Origin of the sequence: Nonomuraea sp. NPDC050227 (genome assembly GCF_044459705.1) — a bacterium.
Taxonomy (GTDB): domain Bacteria; phylum Actinomycetota; class Actinomycetes; order Streptosporangiales; family Streptosporangiaceae; genus Nonomuraea.
The window spans coordinates 342,282-360,017 of record NZ_JBITJF010000008.1; the positions used below are offsets into that span (position 1 = coordinate 342,282).

Annotated in this window: 17 protein-coding genes; 8 read left to right on the plus strand and 9 right to left on the minus strand. The window is 73.6% G+C overall.

Features of this window, described 5'->3' with window-relative positions; all coding sequences use genetic code 11:
• Positions 1-42: 42 nt before the first annotated feature.
• The gene (locus ACIBK9_RS30630) at positions 43-1,239 is read right to left on the minus strand and encodes an MFS transporter (protein WP_397162268.1); all 1,197 of its coding nucleotides are present in this window, start codon (positions 1,237-1,239) and stop codon (positions 43-45) included.
• On the minus strand, positions 1,236-1,697 hold the full coding sequence (locus ACIBK9_RS30635) for an RDD family protein (protein WP_358294195.1): 462 nt from the start codon (positions 1,695-1,697) through the stop codon (positions 1,236-1,238). The genes ACIBK9_RS30630 and ACIBK9_RS30635 overlap by 4 nt, the downstream gene beginning before the upstream one ends.
• A 77-nt stretch (positions 1,698-1,774) precedes the next feature.
• Here ACIBK9_RS30635 and ACIBK9_RS30640 point away from each other — a divergent pair, with 77 nt between their 5' ends.
• The 3 genes from ACIBK9_RS30640 to ACIBK9_RS30650 all read left to right on the plus strand — a co-directional run bounded on the left by ACIBK9_RS30640 (position 1,775) and on the right by ACIBK9_RS30650 (position 4,791).
• Entirely contained in the window at positions 1,775-2,797 is a 1,023-nt protein-coding gene (locus ACIBK9_RS30640) for a hypothetical protein (protein WP_397162269.1), read from the plus strand.
• A 95-nt stretch (positions 2,798-2,892) separates the two neighbouring features.
• Positions 2,893-4,317, plus strand: coding sequence for a type I glutamate--ammonia ligase (glnA, locus tag ACIBK9_RS30645; RefSeq protein ID WP_352323044.1), 1,425 nt, complete (start codon positions 2,893-2,895; stop codon positions 4,315-4,317).
• 240 nt (positions 4,318-4,557) lie between these two features.
• On the plus strand, positions 4,558-4,791 hold the full coding sequence (locus ACIBK9_RS30650; RefSeq protein ID WP_352353417.1) for a hypothetical protein: 234 nt from the start codon (positions 4,558-4,560) through the stop codon (positions 4,789-4,791).
• Positions 4,792-4,816: 25 nt separating this feature from the next.
• Here ACIBK9_RS30650 and ACIBK9_RS30655 read toward each other — a convergent pair whose 3' ends face one another.
• Both ACIBK9_RS30655 and ACIBK9_RS30660 read right to left on the minus strand, forming a co-directional pair.
• Positions 4,817-5,503 (minus strand): B3/4 domain-containing protein, encoded by a 687-nt coding sequence (locus tag ACIBK9_RS30655; protein ID WP_397162270.1) that lies wholly within the window; start codon positions 5,501-5,503, stop codon positions 4,817-4,819.
• 32 nt (positions 5,504-5,535) lie between these two features.
• Complete coding sequence (locus ACIBK9_RS30660) at positions 5,536-6,810, minus strand: MFS transporter (RefSeq protein ID WP_397162271.1); 1,275 nt, start codon at positions 6,808-6,810, stop codon at positions 5,536-5,538.
• Between the two features lie 83 nt (positions 6,811-6,893).
• On the opposite strand from ACIBK9_RS30660, the gene ACIBK9_RS30665 reads away from it, so the two are divergent.
• Entirely contained in the window at positions 6,894-7,721 is an 828-nt protein-coding gene (locus ACIBK9_RS30665) for a LysR family transcriptional regulator (RefSeq protein ID WP_364331905.1), read from the plus strand.
• Between the two features lie 13 nt (positions 7,722-7,734).
• Here ACIBK9_RS30665 and ACIBK9_RS30670 read toward each other — a convergent pair whose 3' ends face one another.
• Both ACIBK9_RS30670 and ACIBK9_RS30675 read right to left on the minus strand, forming a co-directional pair.
• On the minus strand, positions 7,735-8,778 hold the full coding sequence (locus ACIBK9_RS30670) for a hypothetical protein (RefSeq protein ID WP_397162272.1): 1,044 nt from the start codon (positions 8,776-8,778) through the stop codon (positions 7,735-7,737).
• Positions 8,779-8,811: 33 nt separating this feature from the next.
• Positions 8,812-11,733, minus strand: a complete 2,922-nt coding sequence (locus ACIBK9_RS30675) for a bifunctional [glutamine synthetase] adenylyltransferase/[glutamine synthetase]-adenylyl-L-tyrosine phosphorylase (RefSeq protein WP_397162273.1) — start codon at positions 11,731-11,733, stop codon at positions 8,812-8,814.
• A gap of 83 nt (positions 11,734-11,816) precedes the next feature.
• On the opposite strand from ACIBK9_RS30675, the gene ACIBK9_RS30680 reads away from it, so the two are divergent.
• Positions 11,817-12,410, plus strand: a complete 594-nt coding sequence (locus ACIBK9_RS30680) for an HXXEE domain-containing protein (protein ID WP_397162274.1) — start codon at positions 11,817-11,819, stop codon at positions 12,408-12,410.
• A gap of 40 nt (positions 12,411-12,450) precedes the next feature.
• Here ACIBK9_RS30680 and ACIBK9_RS30685 read toward each other — a convergent pair whose 3' ends face one another.
• On the minus strand, positions 12,451-13,137 hold the full coding sequence (locus ACIBK9_RS30685) for a type 1 glutamine amidotransferase (protein WP_397162275.1): 687 nt from the start codon (positions 13,135-13,137) through the stop codon (positions 12,451-12,453).
• Positions 13,138-13,250: 113 nt separating this feature from the next.
• On the opposite strand from ACIBK9_RS30685, the gene ACIBK9_RS30690 reads away from it, so the two are divergent.
• Positions 13,251-14,099, plus strand: a complete 849-nt coding sequence (locus ACIBK9_RS30690) for an alpha/beta fold hydrolase (RefSeq protein WP_397162276.1) — start codon at positions 13,251-13,253, stop codon at positions 14,097-14,099.
• A gap of 44 nt (positions 14,100-14,143) precedes the next feature.
• Here the strand turns inward: ACIBK9_RS30690 and ACIBK9_RS30695 are convergent, their stop codons facing one another.
• On the minus strand, positions 14,144-14,857 hold the full coding sequence (locus ACIBK9_RS30695) for a hotdog fold domain-containing protein (RefSeq protein ID WP_358294213.1): 714 nt from the start codon (positions 14,855-14,857) through the stop codon (positions 14,144-14,146).
• A gap of 445 nt (positions 14,858-15,302) precedes the next feature.
• Here ACIBK9_RS30695 and ACIBK9_RS30700 point away from each other — a divergent pair, with 445 nt between their 5' ends.
• The gene (locus ACIBK9_RS30700) at positions 15,303-15,896 is read left to right on the plus strand and encodes an AAA family ATPase (RefSeq protein ID WP_397162277.1); all 594 of its coding nucleotides are present in this window, start codon (positions 15,303-15,305) and stop codon (positions 15,894-15,896) included.
• 44 nt (positions 15,897-15,940) lie between these two features.
• The gene (locus tag ACIBK9_RS30705) at positions 15,941-16,285 is read left to right on the plus strand and encodes a YciI family protein (RefSeq protein ID WP_397162278.1); all 345 of its coding nucleotides are present in this window, start codon (positions 15,941-15,943) and stop codon (positions 16,283-16,285) included.
• A gap of 26 nt (positions 16,286-16,311) precedes the next feature.
• On the opposite strand, the gene glnA (ACIBK9_RS30710) is transcribed toward ACIBK9_RS30705, so the two are convergent.
• The gene (glnA, locus tag ACIBK9_RS30710) at positions 16,312-17,673 is read right to left on the minus strand and encodes a type I glutamate--ammonia ligase (RefSeq protein WP_352353441.1); all 1,362 of its coding nucleotides are present in this window, start codon (positions 17,671-17,673) and stop codon (positions 16,312-16,314) included.
• Positions 17,674-17,736 lie beyond the last annotated feature (63 nt).

A 17,736-nucleotide genomic window follows, 5' to 3' on the forward strand; every position in this document is an offset into this window, starting at 1 on the left:
CGATAACCGTACCGGGTAAGAAAACAAACCCGGTACGGATTCCTACTCCGCGGTGCTCATCGGCGCGCGGGCGGCCAGACCGGCGGTGGCGGCGAGCATGGCGGCGCTCAGCGCGAAGACGCCGAGCACGCCGGTCGCCCCCGCCACCACGCCCGCCACGGCGGGCACCAGCACCTGACCCAGCCGGTTGCCGGTCAGGCGCAGCGCGAGCGCCGTGCCGCGCTCGCCGGCCCGCGCGCGACCGGCCACCCAGGACAACGTCAGGGGCTGGCCCAGCCCCAGCGCGAAGCCCATCAGCGCGACCACCGGCACCGCGGCGGCCGGGCCGCACAGCGGCAGCGCGGCGACGGTGACCGCGGCGGCGACGGTGCTGGTCACCAGGACGGCGCGGCGGCCGTACCGCAGGACCAGGCGTTCCATGGCAAGCCTGCTCGCCATGGTGGTGGCGGCCCGCAGCGCCAGCAGCGCGCCGACCGCGACCACCCCGGCGCCGCGGCTCTGCCCCCAGGCCGGCAGGTACGCCAGCACCAGGTCGATCGTGGACACCGTGGCCAGGCTCGTGACCAGGGCCTGCCACATGCCCTCCTGGCCGAGCGTGCCGCGCAGCGGGAAACGCCGGACGGCGGCCCGCCCGCGCGCCGGGCCCGGCCCGTCGGTCCACAGGCTCGCCAGCCCCGCCACCAGCCCGAACCCGGCCGCCACGACGAGGGCGGGCCCGACGCCGGCCGCACCGCCCGCGTCGCCGCTCGTGGCGAGCGTGCCACCCGCCACGAGGGCCGCGGCGGACGGCCCGGCGAGCTGGCCGAGCGAGGTGAACACGGTGAAGCGCGCGTAGGCGCGGTCGTGGCCCCCGGCGGCCACCCGGTTGGCGATGACGGCCTGCTGGGCGACGACGGACAGCAGGTGCCCGAGCCCGAACAGCGCGTTGAGCAGCACCAGCGCCCACAACGAGCGGGCCACGGCCAGGCCCAGGGCGCTGCCGGTGATCAGCCCGGCGCCCAGCAGGGCCGCGCCGCGCTCGCCGGAGGCGTCAACCCAGCGCCCGGCGGAGACGGCCGCGAAGAGCGGGAGCACCGAGAACCCGGCGGTGATGAGCCCGATGCCGAGGTTGCCCGCGCCGATCTCGATGGCCCGGTAGCTGACCATCGGACGGGCCGCGAACGTCGCCGCCTGCACGCACACCGCCGCCACCATGAGCGGGCCGAACCACCGGCCCGTCCCGGCCCGGCGGGTCGTCACATCCGGACGACCATGGTGTTGGACACCCGGTCGTGCACCCCGCGGTGGTCACGGTCCCAGATCAGGGCCGGCAGGGCCAGGCCGAGCAGGACGGTGCGCACCAGCACGGGCAGCAGGCGCGGGGCGCCGCCGTCCATGGCGGCGACGCGGACGCCGGCCAGCCGGTGGCCGAACGTCTGGCCCATGAAGCCGACGAGCAGCAGGTATTGGAGCGCGAACACCAGCACGGGCGCCCACGGGGACTCGGCCGGGTTCATCCTGAGCAGCAGCTGCACGACGACCCAGGTGCAGATCATCCAGTCGATCACGAGCGCGGCGATCCTGCGCCCCCACCCGGCGACCGATCCGCTGCCCTCCTCGGGCAGCCCGAGACGCTCACCCGGGTATCCGAGGTCGATCCCGGCGGACCGGATGCCGCCCAGCCAGGTCTGCGTCCACCGAGGCTCGTTGCTGCTCATGCCGTCAACGGTATCCGGCCCCCGGGGCGGTCGGCATCGTGACCCAACCGCGCTCTGCCCTCGCCATCATGGTCGCCATGCCACACGGGGATGACCTTGACGCGCGCTTCAACGAGGTGATCGCGCAGATCGACGAGGGCGAGCGCCGCAGGATGCGCTCGTCCGCCGCCAAGGGGGCCAAGGAGGGCGTCACGCGGCAACGCGCGCCACGCCCGCCGCGGCGGGACCGCTTACCCGCCGATCACGTTCGGGTCGACCACGGCCCGCGCCGGCTCGGGCGCATGTCGGTCGCCCTGATCGCGTTGTGCGCGATCGTGGGCGCCGCGGGGCTCGTGGTCACCTACCGCCCCGACCTGCTCGGCGGGAACCCCGGCCTGGAGGCGTTGTCCGTGCCCGCGAACCCCGTGGACGCGGACGACCCCTTCGCCGGCTCGCCCGCCGAGCGCTACGCCGACGGCGCCGCGGGCCTCGTGATGCCGGCGGCGAAGGCGCTGGGCGGCCTGTCGAAGGCGGAGGTGGCCAAGGGCCTGGAGCGCACCCGCGCCCTGCTGGCGGCGGCCCTGCTCGACCGCGAGACGCTGCTGGGCGGCAGGCCCAAGGCGTTCGCCGGGCTGCTCGACCCCGACCAGCGCGAGGAGTTCTACAAGGAGCTGGGCGGCAAGAAGTACGACAGCCGCCAGATGGTGCACAGCTTCGCCCCCGGCAGCGCCGAGCTCGCCACCGACGTGGTCAAGATCAACGGCACCGCCCGCCTCGGCACCTTCCGGGAGGACGGGCTGCACGGCGTCAAGGTCGACGTGAACTACCTGGCCGTCTACGCCGTGCGCCGGCCCGGCGTGCCGGCCACCACCATGCGGCTGGTCTCGCAGCTCACCGGCGAGGTGCAGCTCTACCGCTCGGACGGCAAGCCCGCCGTGTACGTGGACTGGGGCATGAGCAGCACCCCGGCCGACTGCGACATCGACGACGGGTTCGTCCACCCCGTCTACGAGGACGACCCGCCCGGTTCCGTCGCGCCGACGGGCCCGGCCACCGACCCCTACGACCTGGACGTCCGGCCGGATTTCGACGGAGGCTGCGACACGTCCCAGGGGACGTGACCCTGCGTAACACATGCGAAACAATCGAGACACCGTACGGAAACGGCCGCGACCTAGCGTCGGCATGATGGCCAGTCCCTCAGGGAGGTTCGAGAGTGTTCAACTCCGCCGACGACGTCCTGAAGTTCATCAGTGACGAAGGGGTGCAGTTCGTCGATGTCAGGTTCACCGACCTGCCGGGGACGACGCACCACTTCACCTTCCCGGTCGAGAACTTCGGCGCGAACGTCTTCACCGACGGGCTCATGTTCGACGGCTCGTCCATCCGCGGCTTCCAGGCGATCCACGAGTCGGACATGCTGCTGCTGCCCGACCCGTCCAGCGCGGTGCTCGACCCGTTCCGCCAGCACAAGACGCTCAACCTCAACTTCTTCGTGCACGACCCGCTGACCGGCGAGGCCTACAGCCGCGACCCGCGCAACGTGGCGCGCAAGGCCGAGGAGTACCTCAAGGGCACCGGCATCGCCGACACGGCCTACTTCGGCCCCGAGGCCGAGTTCTACATCTTCGACGACGTGCGCTTCGAGACGAAGGCGAACGCCGGCTACTACTACATCGACTCCATCGAGGGCGCCTGGAACACCGGCAAGCGGGCCGAGGGCGGCAACCTGGGCTACAAGCCGCGCTACAAGGGCGGCTACTTCCCGGTCCCGCCGATGGACCACTTCACCGACCTGCGCTCGGAGATGGTGCGCAACCTCATCGAGTGCGGCATCGACGTCGAGATGCAGCACCACGAGGTCGGCACGGCGGGCCAGGCGGAGATCGACTTCAGGTTCGGCACGCTGCTCAAGACGGCCGACAACCTGATGCTCTACAAGTACGTCATCAAGAGCACCGCCCTGGAGTACGGCCACACCGTCACGTTCATGCCCAAGCCGATCTTCGGTGACAACGGCTCCGGCATGCACTGCCACCAGTCGCTGTGGAAGGACGGCTCGCCGCTGTTCTACGACGAGGTCGGCTACGCGGGCCTGTCCGACACCGCCCGCTACTACATCGGCGGCCTGCTGCGGCACGCGCCGTCGCTGCTGGCCTTCACCAACCCGACGGTCAACTCCTACCACCGCCTGGTCCCGGGCTACGAGGCCCCGGTCAACCTGGTCTACTCCCAGCGCAACCGCTCGGCCTGCGTGCGCATCCCGATCACGGGGTCCAACCCGAAGGCCAAGCGCATCGAGTTCCGCGTGCCCGACCCGTCGTGCAACCCGTACTTCGCCTTCTCGGCGATGCTGATGGCGGGGATCGACGGCATCCGGAACAAGATCGAGCCGCCGGAGCCGGTCGACAAGGACCTGTACGAGCTGCCGCCGGAGGAGGCCCGCCAGGTGCCGCAGGTGCCCGGCTCGCTGCCTGAGGTGCTCGACGCGCTGGAGGCCGACCACGACTACCTGCTCGAAGGCGGCGTGTTCACGCCCGACCTGATCGAGACCTGGGTGTCGTACAAGCGGGAGAACGAGGTCGACCCGATCCGCCTGCGTCCGCACCCGCACGAGTTCGAGCTGTATTACGACGTGTGAGGCCGCGGTTCTCCCATCGGGAGAACCCGGAACGAAGGGGGCCCGGCGCCGATGACGGCACCGGGCCCTTTCCCGCTCACTCCCGCGGAACCGAGCCACCGCGCCCTTCGGGCCGGTCGATCGGCCCCGCGACGGCCGATTGGGAGGGCTCTGGCGGGGTTCGGCGAACGCGGTTACCTTGATCCCAGATCACGCAACCGGCCATCGGCCGAACGCGCCCGAAGGATCTGGAGGACCGTCATGAGGATCAGACGAGGGCTGTTAGCCGCGGTGCTGGCCGCCGGCGCGCTCTGTCTCGGTTCGACCCCGGCTCACGCCATCCCGCCGCCGCCGCCCGGCGGCGACCTCCTCGTCGTCTTCGCCTACTTCAACGGCGACCAGCTCGTCGGCCAGCGGTGGTTCGGCTGCGGCCAGCCCGCCGGCGAGTGGGGCGTCCTGTCGGGCACCCAGAAGGTCTACTTCACGCCCTGCTGAGCCGTGAGCGGGGACCGCCCCGTGGTCAGAAGTCGAAGCGGGGCGCCGACGCGGTGAGGATCTCCGACTTCGGCGACACCGGCCACAGGGCGGTCAGCTCGTCGTAGAGGGCCGTGGCCAGGCGTTCGACGTCCGCGCGGGCCGTCTCGTGCAGGGCCTCGGCCACGATGAGCACGTCGGTGGTGGTGTCGCGGACCGCCGACAGGCCGCTCTGCCGGTTGGTCCAGCGGCGCGCGTGCGCCTGGCCGTCCGCGTCGGCGAAGATCACTTCTCCGGCGGCCGGGTGCTCCGTCTCGCCGGAGAAGGTCAGGTACGTCTCCTCGCCCGAGGCGTACCGCACCTCGACGAAGCCGGAGACGCGGGAGACGTCGAACACCGCCACCGGCACGGCGAAGGCGATCGAGACCGCGTTGCACAGGTCGATCAGGGGATGCAGGCGCGGCAGTGCGCCCTCCTTCCTGAAGCGGCGCAGCAACGACTCCGACGCGCACCGGTACTGCGTCGGCTTGAGCCCCATCCGGGTGAACGCCCGCCGCCACGCCTGGATCTCGGGCAGCTCGCTCTCGGGGGCGGCCCGCCGGGCCGCCAGGTCGCAGTAGCGGGCCACCTGGTCGTCGACGCGGGCGGCGGCGTCGACGCCCGCCACGTGGAGCGCGAAGGGCACCAGGTCGGGGAAGTCCCGCCAGATGTCCGCGGAATGCTGGAAACGCACTGTCACCTCGCCGGTCGTCTGACTCGTGCGCCTCACGATACTGCGGCGGCCTCCCGTCGTCCCCGCGCGGCATGCCGGGCGCGGGCGGCCGCCAGGGCGTAGCAGCCGAACGTCGCCGCCGTCAGGACGGCCGCGGCGAGCAGGGGCCGCCCGACGACGCCCAGCACCGCCACGCCGAGGGTGGCGCCGACCTGGCGGGAGGCGTTCAGCACGCCGCCCGCGGTGCCGGCCGTGCCCGCGGGGGCGGCGTTCACCATGCCCGCCATCAGCGCCGGGAACACGAACGACAGCCCGAACCCCATGACCACCAGCCAGGGCGCGAGCACGTCGGTGAACGCCACCCCCGCCAGGCCGGCCGCGAGGAGGGCGAGACCGCCCAGGATCGGCGGACGGGGGCCGTAGCGGGCCACCAGGCGGCCGGTGAGCAGCGGGTTCACCGTCATGGGCAGGGTGAGCGGCAGGAAGGCGAGCCCGGCGGCGACCGGGGACAGGTGGCGGGTGTCCTGGAGGAGGAGGGTGAGCACGAACAGCGCGCCGGAGAAGGCGAAGTTGGCGACCGTCCCGGCCAGCAGCTCCGGCCAGGTGGCGGCGAGCAGGCCGCCGGGCAGGGCGGGGGCGTGGCTGCGGCGCTCCACCAGCACCAGCGCCACCAGGACGGCCACGGCCAGCCCGGCGGCGAGCGCGGAGGTGTCGATCAGGGCCTCGGCGACCAGGCCGAGCAGCACGCAGGCCAGGGCCTGGACCTGCCAGTCGATCCGGCGGGCGCCGCGCGGGGAGGCGACGTTCCGCATGATCAGCAGGCTGACCACGGCGAAGGGCACGTTGACCAGGAAGACCGCGCGCCAGCCGGACAGTCCGACCAGGAGGCCGCCGAGCAGGGGGCCGGCGGCCAGCGCCGAGCCGGTGACGGCCGCCCACAGGCCGGTGGCGCGGGCGCGGGCGGCGGGCGCCGGGAACATCTCGGCGAGCAGCCCGAGCGAGCCGCCGGTGCACAGCGCCGCGGCCACGCCGAGCAGCGCGCGCAGCACGACCAGCACGCCGAGGTCCGGCGCCGCCGCGCTGAGCAGCGACAGCGCGCCGAACAACGCCACCCCGGCCTTGAAGACGCGGGCCGCGCCGAACCGGTCGGCCACGGCGCCGGCGGTGAGCAGCGACGCGGCGAAGGCGACGGTGTAGGCGTTGACCGCCCACTGCTGCCCGGCCAGCGAGCCGCCGAGGGAGGCGCGCAGGTCCGGCAGCGCGATCGTCAGCACGGTCGTGTCGAGGATCACCAGGAAGTAGGCGAGGGAGAAACCGAACATTCGCATGCCCACAGCCTGGTCAAACGCCGCTTTCCCCCTCAACAGGCGGCGCCGTACGGGGCATTCGGGAAAACCTTATGCTGCTTTATATGGACTTGCGGCAGTTGAGGGGCTTTGTCGCCGTCGCGGGGGCGGGCACCGTCACCGGCGCGGCGAACGCGCTCGGCCTGGCCCCGGCGTCGGTGTCGGAGCAGGTGCGCAGGCTGGAGGGCAGCCTCGGCGTGCCGCTGTTCGAGCGCACGCCGCAGGGCATGCGGCTGACCGAGGCCGGCGCCGCGCTGCTCGGCCGCGCGCAGGGCCTGCTCGACCACGCCGAGGAGGTGCGCCGCGCGGTCACCGGCCGGCGCCGCCGGGTGCGCGTCGGCGCGCTGGAGATGCTGGCCGCCGCCCGGCTGCCGGCCGTGCTGCGCCGCCTGTCCGAACGCCGCCCCGACCTGGACGTGGACGTGCGCTCCCTGATGCGGCAGGACCTGCTGGCCCAGGTGGCCTCCGGCGACCTGGACGCGGCGCTCCTGCTCGACCTCGGCCCGCGGATCGGCGGCCTCGGGTTCACCCCGCCGCCCGGCATGGACTTCCTCGACGTCGGCGAGGTCGCGCTGTCGCTGGTCGCCGCGCCGGACGGCGAGCGGGAGCCGCTGCTGGTGAGCCCGCCCGGCTGCTCGATCCGGCTCGCGGCCGACCAGGCGTTCGGCCCGGACGTGCCGCGCAGGGAGCTGACCAGCATCGCCACCGCCCGCGAGTGGGCCAGGCAGGGCTTCGGGCAGGCCCTGCTGCCGGACTTCGCGCTGGGCGCCGACCTCGGCTCCGGCGCGCTGGTCGCGCTCGACTGCCGGGCGCCCGCGCTGGCCCTGCGCCTGGTCTGGCTGCGCGGACGCGAGGAGTCGCTGCGGGACGTGCTGTACGCCATGAGCGCCTGATCCGGCGGCCTGCTCACTGGTCCTTGCGCCGGGCCTTGATGCCGGTGATGCGGCGGAACACGTCCCACCAGAAGGGGGCGCCGAACAGCAGGGCCACGTACGTCAGCAGGTAGCCGGGCCAGTGGCTGGGGGTGGTGAGCCGGCTCCACCAGGTGGCGCCGTTCCAGTGCAGCGTGGGGTCGCCCTCGGCCGGGATGGCGATGCTGACCAGCGCGTGCTGGAGCATCTGGACCATCGCGGGCTCGCTGAGCGTCTCGGTGATGCACGGCACGGGGTCTGACTGGCCGCACCGGGCCTTGAGCTCGTCGTAGGCCGCCGGGCCCGCCTCGGCCACGGCGGTCACCGAGGCGCGGAAGGCGTTGTCGCGCAGCAGCGTCTTGCCGTACTCCAGGCCGTCCATGGTGAACAGCAGCGTGACCAGGAGGCCGAGGACGGCCACCACCCACTTGACGTAGCGCTTGTACAACATCGACAGGCGTTCCATCTCGCCGTCGAACCAGGTCTCGACGCCCTGCCTGAACCGGTCGAGGTCGCGCTGCGCGGTCTCCCAGACGCCGCGCAGGTGGCCGTACAGGGGGCTGCCCATCTCCTTGAGCTTGGCCAGGAAGCCCTCGACGCCCTCCGGCTCGGCGGCCGCCATCTCCATCAGGGCGACGGCGAAGCGCCCGGGCGGGATGTTGGCGATGCTCGTCCGGCCCTTCGTCGGGTGGTCGATCTCCTGGACGCGTTCGTACAGCAGTTTGACCATGGCGTCCTGCGCCTTGGGCTCGGCGACCGGCAGCGTGCCGGGCTCGGCGGGGGCGGGCTGGTCGCTGTGGACCGGCCGGGGATCACGGGTGAACGGCAGCGCGGCGAACACGTCGCGCACCTTGGCGGGCAGCCACGACCTGCCCTGCGCGTCGGCGCCGTCGAGGGTGTCCCTGAGGTAGGCCCACAGGAACTTGCTGCGGATCGCGAGCAGGCGCACGAACGCCTCGTTGACCCCGCTCACCAGCAGTGAGAGCAGCAGGAACGACACCACCAGGCCGAGGGCCAGGTCCACGTAAACGGATAACACCTGCGCCTTGATACACCCGGCCGCGGACCGGGATCAACCCCCGTAGAAGACGCGCTCGACGACCTGGCGGGCGCGGCGGGTGACGCGGCGGTAGTCGTCGAGGAAGTCCTCCGAGCCGTCCGGCGGGTAGCCGAGCGTACGGGCGATGAGCCGGCGCTCCCCCGACTCGGCCGGCACGCTGTCCCCCGGCCTGCCCCGGACCAGCATGATCGCGTCGCGGACCCGGGAGGCGAACCGCCACGCCTCGGCCAGCACGCGCTCGTCGGCCGGGTCCAGCAGCCCCTCGGCCGCCGCCGCGCGCAGCGCCCCGATGGTACGGGTGGTGCGCAGGGCCGGCACTTCGCCCGCGTGGCAGAGCTGGAGCAGCTGGGCCACCCACTCCACGTCCGACAGCCCGCCGGGGCCGAGCTTGGTGTGCAGGGCGGGGTCGGCGCCGCGCGGCAGCCGCTCGGCCTCCATGCGCGCCTTGAGCCGCCTGATCTCCCTGATCGCGTCCTCGCGCAGCCCGCCGGCCGGGTAGCGCAGCTCGTCGATCACCGACGTGAACGCGGCGCCGAGCGAGGCGTCGCCGGCCGAGAAGCGGGCGCGCAGCAGCGCCTGCGCCTCCCACGGCGACGACCAGCGGGCGTAGTAGGCCCGGTAGGAGGCCAGCGTGCGCGCCAGCGGCCCCTGACGGCCCTCGGGGCGCAGGTCGGGGTCGATGAGCAGCGGCGGGTCGGGCGCGGGCAGCGACAGCAGCCGGCGCAGCTCGTTGGCCACGGCGAAGGCGGCGTCGGTGGCCTCCCGCTCCTCGACGCCGGGCAGCGGCGAGTGCACGAACATCACGTCGGCGTCGCTGGCGTACGAGCACTCCATGCCGCCGAGCCGGCCCATGGCGACGACCGCGAATTTGGTCACCTCGGGGGCCTTGGCCAGCGCGGCGTCGAGCGCGGCCTGCAGGGTCACGTCGGTGAGCGACGACAGGGCCGTGCCGACGGCCTCGATGTCGAGCAGCCCCGAGATGTCGGCGACGGCCGTGCGGAACAGCTCCCTGCGGCGCAGTCCGCGCACGGCCGCCACCGCGGTCTCCGGGTCGCCGGCGTGCCGGGACACCGCGGCCGACGCCTCGCCGCGCAGCGACTCGGGCGGGCGCACGGCCAGCTCCGCGTCGGAGCCGAGCATCGCGACCGCGTCGGGGGCGTGCATGAGCAGTCCGGTGGCGTAGCGGCCGGTGCCGAGCACCCGGGCCATGCGGGCGGCCACCGCCGTCTCGTCGCGCAGCAGCCGCAGGTACCAGGGGGTGCTGCCGAGCTTGTCGCTGACCTGGCGGAAGCCGAGCAGCGCCGCGTCGGGGTCGGGCGTGTCGGCGAACCAGCCGAGCATGACGGGCAGCAGCGTGCGCTGGATGGCCGCGCGCCTGGACACGCCCGTGGTCAGCGCGGCGATGTGCCGCAGGGCGCCGTTGGGATCGACGTAGCCGAGCGCCTCCAGCCGGGCCGCCGCCGCGGCCGTGGACAGCCGCGCCTCCGACTCCGGCAGCCGGGCCACCGCCTGGAGCAGCGGCCGGTAGAACAGCTTCTCGTGCAGCCGCCGCGCCTCCATGGCGTGCCGGCGCCACCGGGCGGTGAACTCCCCCACCGGGTCGGCCTGCATGCCGAGGGCGCGGCCGAGCCTGCGCAGGTCGGCCTCGTCGGTGGGCAGCAGGTGGGTCCGCCGCAGCCGGTGGAGCTGCAACAGGTGCTCGACCTGGCGCAGGAACGAATACGCCTCGGCGAGCCCGCGCGAGTCGTCGCGGCCGACGTAGCCGCCGCGGGAGAGGGCGGCCAGGGCCGGGAGGGTGGCCCGGCGGCGCAGCAGCGGGTCGAGCCTGCCGTGCACGAGTTGCAGGAGCTGGACGGCGAACTCGATGTCGCGCAGCCCGCCGGGCCCCAGCTTGAGCTGCCGCTCCCCCTCGGCGCGCACGTGCGACTCGACGCGGCGGCGCATGGCCTGGACGTCCTCGACGAAGTGCTCGCGGGTGGCGGCCGTCCAGACCAGGTCGTTGACCGCCTGGACGTAGGACTCGCCGAGCTCCTGGTCGCCCGCCACCGGACGGGCCTTGAGCAGCGCCTGGAACTCCCAGGTCTTGGCCCAGCGGCGGTAGTAGGCCAGGTGGCTGGCCAGGGTGCGGACCAGCGGGCCGGACCGCCCCTCGGGACGCAGGCCGGCGTCGACCTCCCACAGCGAGCCCTCCTGGGTGGCCGCCGTGCAGGCCCGCATCATGGCCTGGGCCAACCGGGTCGCCGACCGCAGCGCCTTGGTCTCGTCGGCGCCCTCGCGCGGCTCGGCGACGAAGATCACGTCGACGTCGCTGATGTAGTTGAGCTCGCGCGCGCCGCACTTGCCCATGCCGATGACCGCCAGGCGCGCCTCGGAGTCGTCGACCTCGGCGCGGGCGATCGCGAGGGCGGCCTCCAGCGCCGCGCCGGCCAGGTCGGACAGCTCGGCCATGACCTCCGGGAGCGTGGCCTGCCCGGTGAGGTCGCGGGCGGCCAGGTGCATGAGCCGGCCCCGGTAGGCGACCCGCAGCGCCACCAGCGGGTCGGGGTCGCCGGCGCGCGGCTCGGGCTCGCCGGGCTCGGCGCCGACGGCGCGCAGCAGCGCGGCGCGCGCCTCGCCCAGCTCGGGCTCGGCCAGCAGGGCCGTCTGCCCGGGATGGCGGACCAGGTGCTCGCCGAGCGCGGCGCTGACGCCGAGCACGGCGAACAGGCGCGCCCTGAGCCGCTCGTCCTCGCGCACCGCGGTCAGGACGGCCGGCTCGCGCTCGGCCAGGCGGGTCAGCGAGACCAGGGCCAGGTCGGGATCGGCCACGGCGACCAGGAACTCCAGGAGGCCGTCGAGGTCGGCCGGGGTGCGGTCGAGCAGCTGGGCGGCTCTGGCACCGTCGGCGAAGCCGAGCTTGGCCAGGCGTGCGGCGGTCGATTCGATCCTGGGCACCTGCTCATCTTGACAGGTGGCTTCCGGAAAGCCGTAGAGTACAACGCAACGTAGCGTTGTGTTTTGCTGAGGAGGGGGACGACATGAGCCGGATGCCCGCGGCGGTGACCTGGGGACTGCTGGCGGCCTGGGCCGTGCACGACGCCGAGGAGCTGGCGACCATGGCGGGATGGGCGCGGCGGGCCCGTCCCCGGCTGGAGCGGCTGTACCCGGGGGTGCCGTGGGAGCGGCTGGAGGTGTCGCAGGCGCGGGTGAACGTGGCGATCGGGCTGATGGGCGGCGTGGTGGCGGGGGCCTCGGCGCTGGGGGCGCGCAGCGGCGGGCGCAGCCCGGTGTTCCAGGCGGTGCTGGCCGGGTTCGGGTTGCACGGGGTCGTCCACCTGGCGCAGGCGGCCGCCACGCGGGGGTACACGCCGGGGGTGGCGACGGCGCCGCTGGTGGTGATCCCGTTCTCGGCGTGGGCGTGGCGGCGGTTGCGGCGGGCGGGGGTGGTGGCGGCGCCGGGGCGGTCGGCCGCGTACGGGCTCGCGGCGCTGCCGCTGACGGTGGGCGGCGTGCACGCGGTCGCCCACCTGCTCACCCGCCGCCACGACCGGGCCGCCGAGCCATCGGCCGCTGAGTCGTCGGCTGCTGAGTCATCTGCCACGGACGGCCTCGGCCGCGACCGCTGGTTCTGACCCGCACCGGCGTCCGGCTCCTGGCCGCCCGGGTGGGCTGTCAGGCCGGGCGGGAGGCTCTGACCACCTGGGCGAACGCCTGTGCGACCGGGCGCCAGGTCGCGACCAGGGCGGGCCCGGCGGCCTTGACGGCGGCGTTCAGGTCCTCGGCCGCCGCCAGGTCCGACTCCGCCGTCCAGGAGGTGAAGATCTCCGGGGTGGCCTCGGGGTGGAACTGCACCGCCCAGGCGCGCTCGCCGACCCGGTAGGCCTGGTTCGGGTACTGGGCGCCGGTCATCAGCGGCACCGCGCCCTGCGGCAGCCGCGTCATGGCGTCCTGGTGGTACTGGATGGCGGTGGCCCGGGCCGGGACGCCGGACAGCAGCCGGTCGGAGGCGGCGGCGGGCAGCGCGACGACCTCGCACGCCCCCACCTCCAGGCCGTTCCCGCCGCGCTCGACCGTGCCGCCGAGCGCCATGGTGAGCAGCTGGGCGCCGAGGCAGATGCCCAGCGTGGGCGTGCCCTCCGCCACGGCGCGGCGCAGCAGGGCGCGGGTGGCCGGCTGCCAGGGGCTGCGCTCGTCCTCCCAGGCGGCCGCGGCGCCGCCGAGCACGATCAGGCCGTCGGCGGCCCGCTCCGGCACCGGCTCGCCCCGGTACGGCCGTACGACGTCGCAGGTCAGACCCAGCCAGTCCGCCAGGTGGCCGAGCCCGGCGCCGGCCTCGTGCTCGATCACGGTGATGCGCATATCGGGTAATTTATCCGCATTTTTTGGCGAAAACGTCCTTACGCCCGCCGTGCGAACTGCCCGCGCGACGGCCGGTGACTCCCGGCCCCGGACGGCGTCCCTAAGATCCGGCTATGAGATTCGACGAAGTGGACGGGCTCCGCGTCGCCACGTTCGGCACCGGCCCCCGCAAGGTCATCGCGGTCCACGGCATCAGCGCCTCGCTGATGGCCTGGGGCGCGGTCGGACGACGGCTGCCCGAGGAGTGGTCGCTGATCGCGATGGACCTGCGCGGCCGTGGTCACAGCGCCTCCCTGCCCGGCCCGTACGGGCTGCCCCGGCACGCCGAGGACGTCCTGCGCGTCGCCGAGCACGTCGGCGCGGGCCCGGACGCGGTGCTGGCCGGCCATTCGATGGGCGCGTACGTGGCCGTGCTGGCCGCGGCCGAGCGCGACTTCGACCGGGTCGTCCTGGTGGACGGCGGCCTCCCCCTCCCCCTGCCCGAGGGCGCGGACCCCGACGCCGCGCTGGCGGCCACGCTCGGCCCCGCGCTGGACCGGTTGCGCCGGACGTTCGCCTCCCCGGAGGAGTACGTGGACTTCTTCAAGGCCCACCCGGCCTTCGTCGGCCACTGGAGCCCCGACGTGGAGGCGTACGTGCGCTACGACCTCGACGGCCCCGAGGGCGCGCTGCGCTCGCGGGCGGTCGGCGAGGCCGTGATGGCGGACGGGCGCTGGATGCGCACCGAGACCGCCGAGATCGGCGCCGCGCTGGCCGCGATCAAGGCGCCCGCCTACCTGCTCAGGGCCCCGCGCGGCCTGCTGAACCAGGACACCGGCATGCTCCCCGACGAGGTCGCCCGCACCTGGACCGCCCGCGTGCCCGGCCTGCGCGACGAGGTCGTGCCCGACTGCAACCACTACACGATCCTGTTCGACGAGCAGCCGGTGACGACCGTCCTGGAACGGATCACCGGGGCATGAGAAAGGCCCCCGAGCCGAGCTCGGGGGCCGTTCGCAGACGCAGGTCAGCGTGGAGCGATCCACGTGGCGCGGGCGGCGGCCACCAGGGTGCCGTCGTCCTCGTAGATGCCGCTCTCGCCGTACATCTTGCGGCCGTCGCGGCCGGTCGGACGGGCCACGACGGAGTAGCGGCCACCCGGCAGCACCGGGCCGTTGATCTGCACGACCAGGCGGCCGAGCAGGGCCGACTCGCCGGGGCCGAAGTGCGCCCAGCCGGTGATGCAGTCGAGCACCGCGCCCACGATCGAGGCGGGCACGCCGTCCTCGCCGCTCACCGTGAACGGCACCCGCCAGCCGGCGGCGACCAGGTCGGAGCCCTCCACCGGGCCGGGGAAGATGCGCAGGCCGTCGCCCGGCTCGCGCAGGCCGCAGGCGAAGCACTCGGCGAACGGGTGGGCCTTCAGGCCGACGAACCCTGCCTCGGCGCGGGCGGCGTCGGTGAACGGCACGAACCCGGGCCCGGTCAGGGTCTCGGCGACGGGGATGGCCTCGACCAGGACCTTGTCGCCGTCGGACAGCGAGACGCTGTTGGCGACGTGCTCCAGGCGCAGCTCGGTCTCCAGGGGCGTGGGCGCGTGCAGCGTGACCTCGACCGCTGATCGGCCGCCGTTCAGCGCCTCTGCCATGGTGCCCGCGATCCAGCCGCCGTTGGCGACTCCCACCGGGCCCCGGAAACGCTCGGGAACGGTCAACACGGTCTGCAGGGCAGCCGTCGTCATGCCACACCCTCCAATATCGCCCTAGAAGGCGAGAAGTCCGGAAATATCGTAAAGAGTAGGCCGATTTTACTGGACTCCCGGATTACCACGATGCTGGGGGTCCCTGAGCGGCGGCCGACTCATGCCATAACGCCACAGGCGTGGCCGAAACTTCCCCGGCCGCCCCCGGCCGTCCCCTCCCAGGGTCGGCGCCGTCGATGGCACGGATGTGACTCGGGGGTGAGGAACAACGAAAATCGGCCCCAACCCGGAGCCGCATCTGTATCCGGGGTGAGACCGATCAAGGCGTCGGCAGTACCTTATCCCGTGATTTCCCCGCCCCGGGCCCATTCCCGGTGAATCCCGTCGGACCGTTCCGGCGGCCGGGCCCGCCCGCCACCCGCCCCCGCGCCCTATGCTGGCGCGAACAGGGGTCAAGGCGAATCCGATCGGGCGGGGTGGGTCTGTGCAGCGGGCGACGTTACGCTTTCCGCCCGGGTCGCTGGTCGTGCTGACCGGGCTGCCCGGCGCCGGCAAGACCACGCTGCTGCGCCGCCTCTACGGCCTCCACGGCGCCGAGAGCGCGCCCGTCGCCGCCGACGCGGTCGTGGTGATCGACTCGGGGCAGTCCCGCCTGCGCTGGGACGGCCGGATCCTCTGGGCCCCCCGTCCGGTGCGCCGCGCCGTGGTGTTCGCCACCCACCTGAGCCGCATCAGCCGGGCGCTGGCCGGCGGTCAGGCGGTCCTCGCGCACAACCGGGGCTGCGCCACGTACGTGCTGAAGGGGTTCGCCTGGCTGGCCCGCAGGCAGCGGGCGAGTTTCCATCTGCTGCTGCTCGACGCGCCGCCGGAGGCGGCGGTCGCCGGGCAGCACGCCAGGGGCCGGGTGGTCGCGCCCCGCACGTTCGCCCGCCACCGCCGCCGCTGGGAGAGCCTGCTGGCCCGGGTGACCGGCGGCGACCCGGCCCCGGCCGTCAGCGCGCACGTGCTCACCCGCGCCGAGGCCGACCTGCTGGAGCACATCGTCTTCGACAGCGCCGACCGCGCCCCCGCCGACTGACGGCGTCCGGGGGGATGCGGACGCACGAGGAAGGACCACGCCCCATGAAGCAGTACCTGCTCACCCTGTTCGAGCCCGACGGCCCGCCGCCCGAGCCCGCGGTCCTGGAGCCGATCATGCGCGACATCGGCGCGGTCGAGGCGGAGATGCGCGCGGCCGGCGCGTGGGTCTTCTCCGGCGGCCTGGCCCCGGCCGAGCAGGCGTCGGTGATCCGGATGCGCGCGGACGAGACGTTCACCACCGACGGCCCCTACACCGAGGGCAAGGAGCACGTCGGCGGGTTCACCGTCATCCGGGCCCCCGACCTGGACGCCGCGCTGGAGTGGGGACGCCGGCTCGCCCGCGCCGTGGGCGTGCTGCCGGTCGAGGTGCGCGAGTTCAAGGGCTGAACCGGGCGGGTCTCCCCCGCCCGGCCTCACAACACCGGCAGGTAGCGGCCCAGCTCGAACTCGGTGACCGTACGGCGGTACTCGCGCCACTCGGCCCGCTTGTTGCGCAGGAAGAAGTCGAAGACGTGCTCGCCCAGCGTCTCGGCCACCAGCTCGCTGCGCTCCATGACGGCGATGGCCTCGTCGAGCGAGCCGGGCAGCGGCTGGATGCCCAGGGCCCGGCGCTCGGCGCTGGTCAGGGTCCAGACGTTGTCCTCGGCGGCCGGCGGCAGCTCGTAGCCCTCCTCGATGCCCTTGAGCCCGGCGGCCAGCACCAGCGCGAAGGCCAGGTACGGGTTGCACGCCGAGTCGAGGGAGCGGAACTCGATGCGGGTCGAGCCGCCCTTGTGCGGCTTGTACATGGGCACCCGGACCAGCGCCGAGCGGTTGTTGTGCCCCCAGCACACGTAGGAGGGCGCCTCGCCGCCCTGCCCCGCGATGGCCTCGGCGCCGCCCCACAGCCGCTTGTAGGAGTTGACCCACTGGTTGGTGATGGCGGTGATCTCGGCGGCGTGCCGCAGCAGGCCCGCGATGAACGAGCGGCCGATCTTCGACAGCCGGTAGTCGGTGCCCGCCTCGTGGAAGGCGTTGCGGTCGCCCTCGAACAGCGACATGTGCGTGTGCATGCCAGAGCCGGGGTGCTCGGTGAACGGCTTGGGCATGAACGAGGCCCAGATGCCCTGCTCCAGGGCGACCTCCTTCATGATCAGCCGGAACGTCATGATGTTGTCGGCCGTGGTGAGCGCGTCGGCGTAGCGCAGGTCGATCTCCTGCTGGCCGGGGGCGCCCTCGTGGTGGCTGAACTCGACGGAGATGCCCATCGACTCCAGCATCATGATCGCCTGGCGCCGGAAGTCGTGGCCGGAGCTGTGGGGCGTGTGGTCGAAGTAGCCGCCGGAGTCGATCGGCTCGGGGCGCTGCCCGGCCTCGGGACGGTTCTTCAGCAGGAAGAACTCGATCTCGGGGTGGGTGTAGAAGGTGAAGCCCATGTCGGCGCACTTGGCGAGGGTGCGCTTGAGCACCCAGCGCGGGTCGGCGTGCGACGGGGTGCCGTCGGGCATCAGGATGTCGCAGAAGATGCGCGCCGCGCCCGGCGTCTCGCTGCGCCAGGGCAGGATCTGGAACGTCGAGGGGTCGGGCTTGGCCAGCATGTCGGACTCGTAGACGCGGGCGAAGCCCTCGATCGCCGAGCCGTCGAAGCCGATGCCCTCGGCGAAGGCGCCTTCCAGCTCGGCGGGCGCGATCGCGACGGACTTGAGGAAGCCGAGGACGTCGGTGAACCAGAGCCGGATGAACCGGATGTCGCGTTCCTCTAGCGTGCGGAGCACGAACTCCTGCTGGCGGTCCAAGGCGTCCCCTCGTTGAAGACGGTGCGGGTCTTGATATCAGCATGCCGTGCCCGTGTTTCGCAC

Coding starts and splice junctions, on each gene's coding strand:
- ACIBK9_RS30695 (WP_358294213.1), bottom strand. CDS start 14,857: ATGACGACGGCTGCCCTGCAGACCGTGTTGACCGTTCCCGAGCGTTTC.
- ACIBK9_RS30680 (WP_397162274.1), top strand. CDS start 11,817: ATGAGCCGGATGCCCGCGGCGGTGACCTGGGGACTGCTGGCGGCCTGG.
- ACIBK9_RS30635 (WP_358294195.1), bottom strand. CDS start 1,697: ATGAGCAGCAACGAGCCTCGGTGGACGCAGACCTGGCTGGGCGGCATC.
- ACIBK9_RS30650 (WP_352353417.1), top strand. CDS start 4,558: ATGAGGATCAGACGAGGGCTGTTAGCCGCGGTGCTGGCCGCCGGCGCG.
- ACIBK9_RS30690 (WP_397162276.1), top strand. CDS start 13,251: ATGAGATTCGACGAAGTGGACGGGCTCCGCGTCGCCACGTTCGGCACC.
- ACIBK9_RS30685 (WP_397162275.1), bottom strand. CDS start 13,137: ATGCGCATCACCGTGATCGAGCACGAGGCCGGCGCCGGGCTCGGCCAC.
- ACIBK9_RS30665 (WP_364331905.1), top strand. CDS start 6,894: ATGGACTTGCGGCAGTTGAGGGGCTTTGTCGCCGTCGCGGGGGCGGGC.
- ACIBK9_RS30705 (WP_397162278.1), top strand. CDS start 15,941: ATGAAGCAGTACCTGCTCACCCTGTTCGAGCCCGACGGCCCGCCGCCC.
- ACIBK9_RS30660 (WP_397162271.1), bottom strand. CDS start 6,810: ATGCGAATGTTCGGTTTCTCCCTCGCCTACTTCCTGGTGATCCTCGAC.
- ACIBK9_RS30640 (WP_397162269.1), top strand. CDS start 1,775: ATGCCACACGGGGATGACCTTGACGCGCGCTTCAACGAGGTGATCGCG.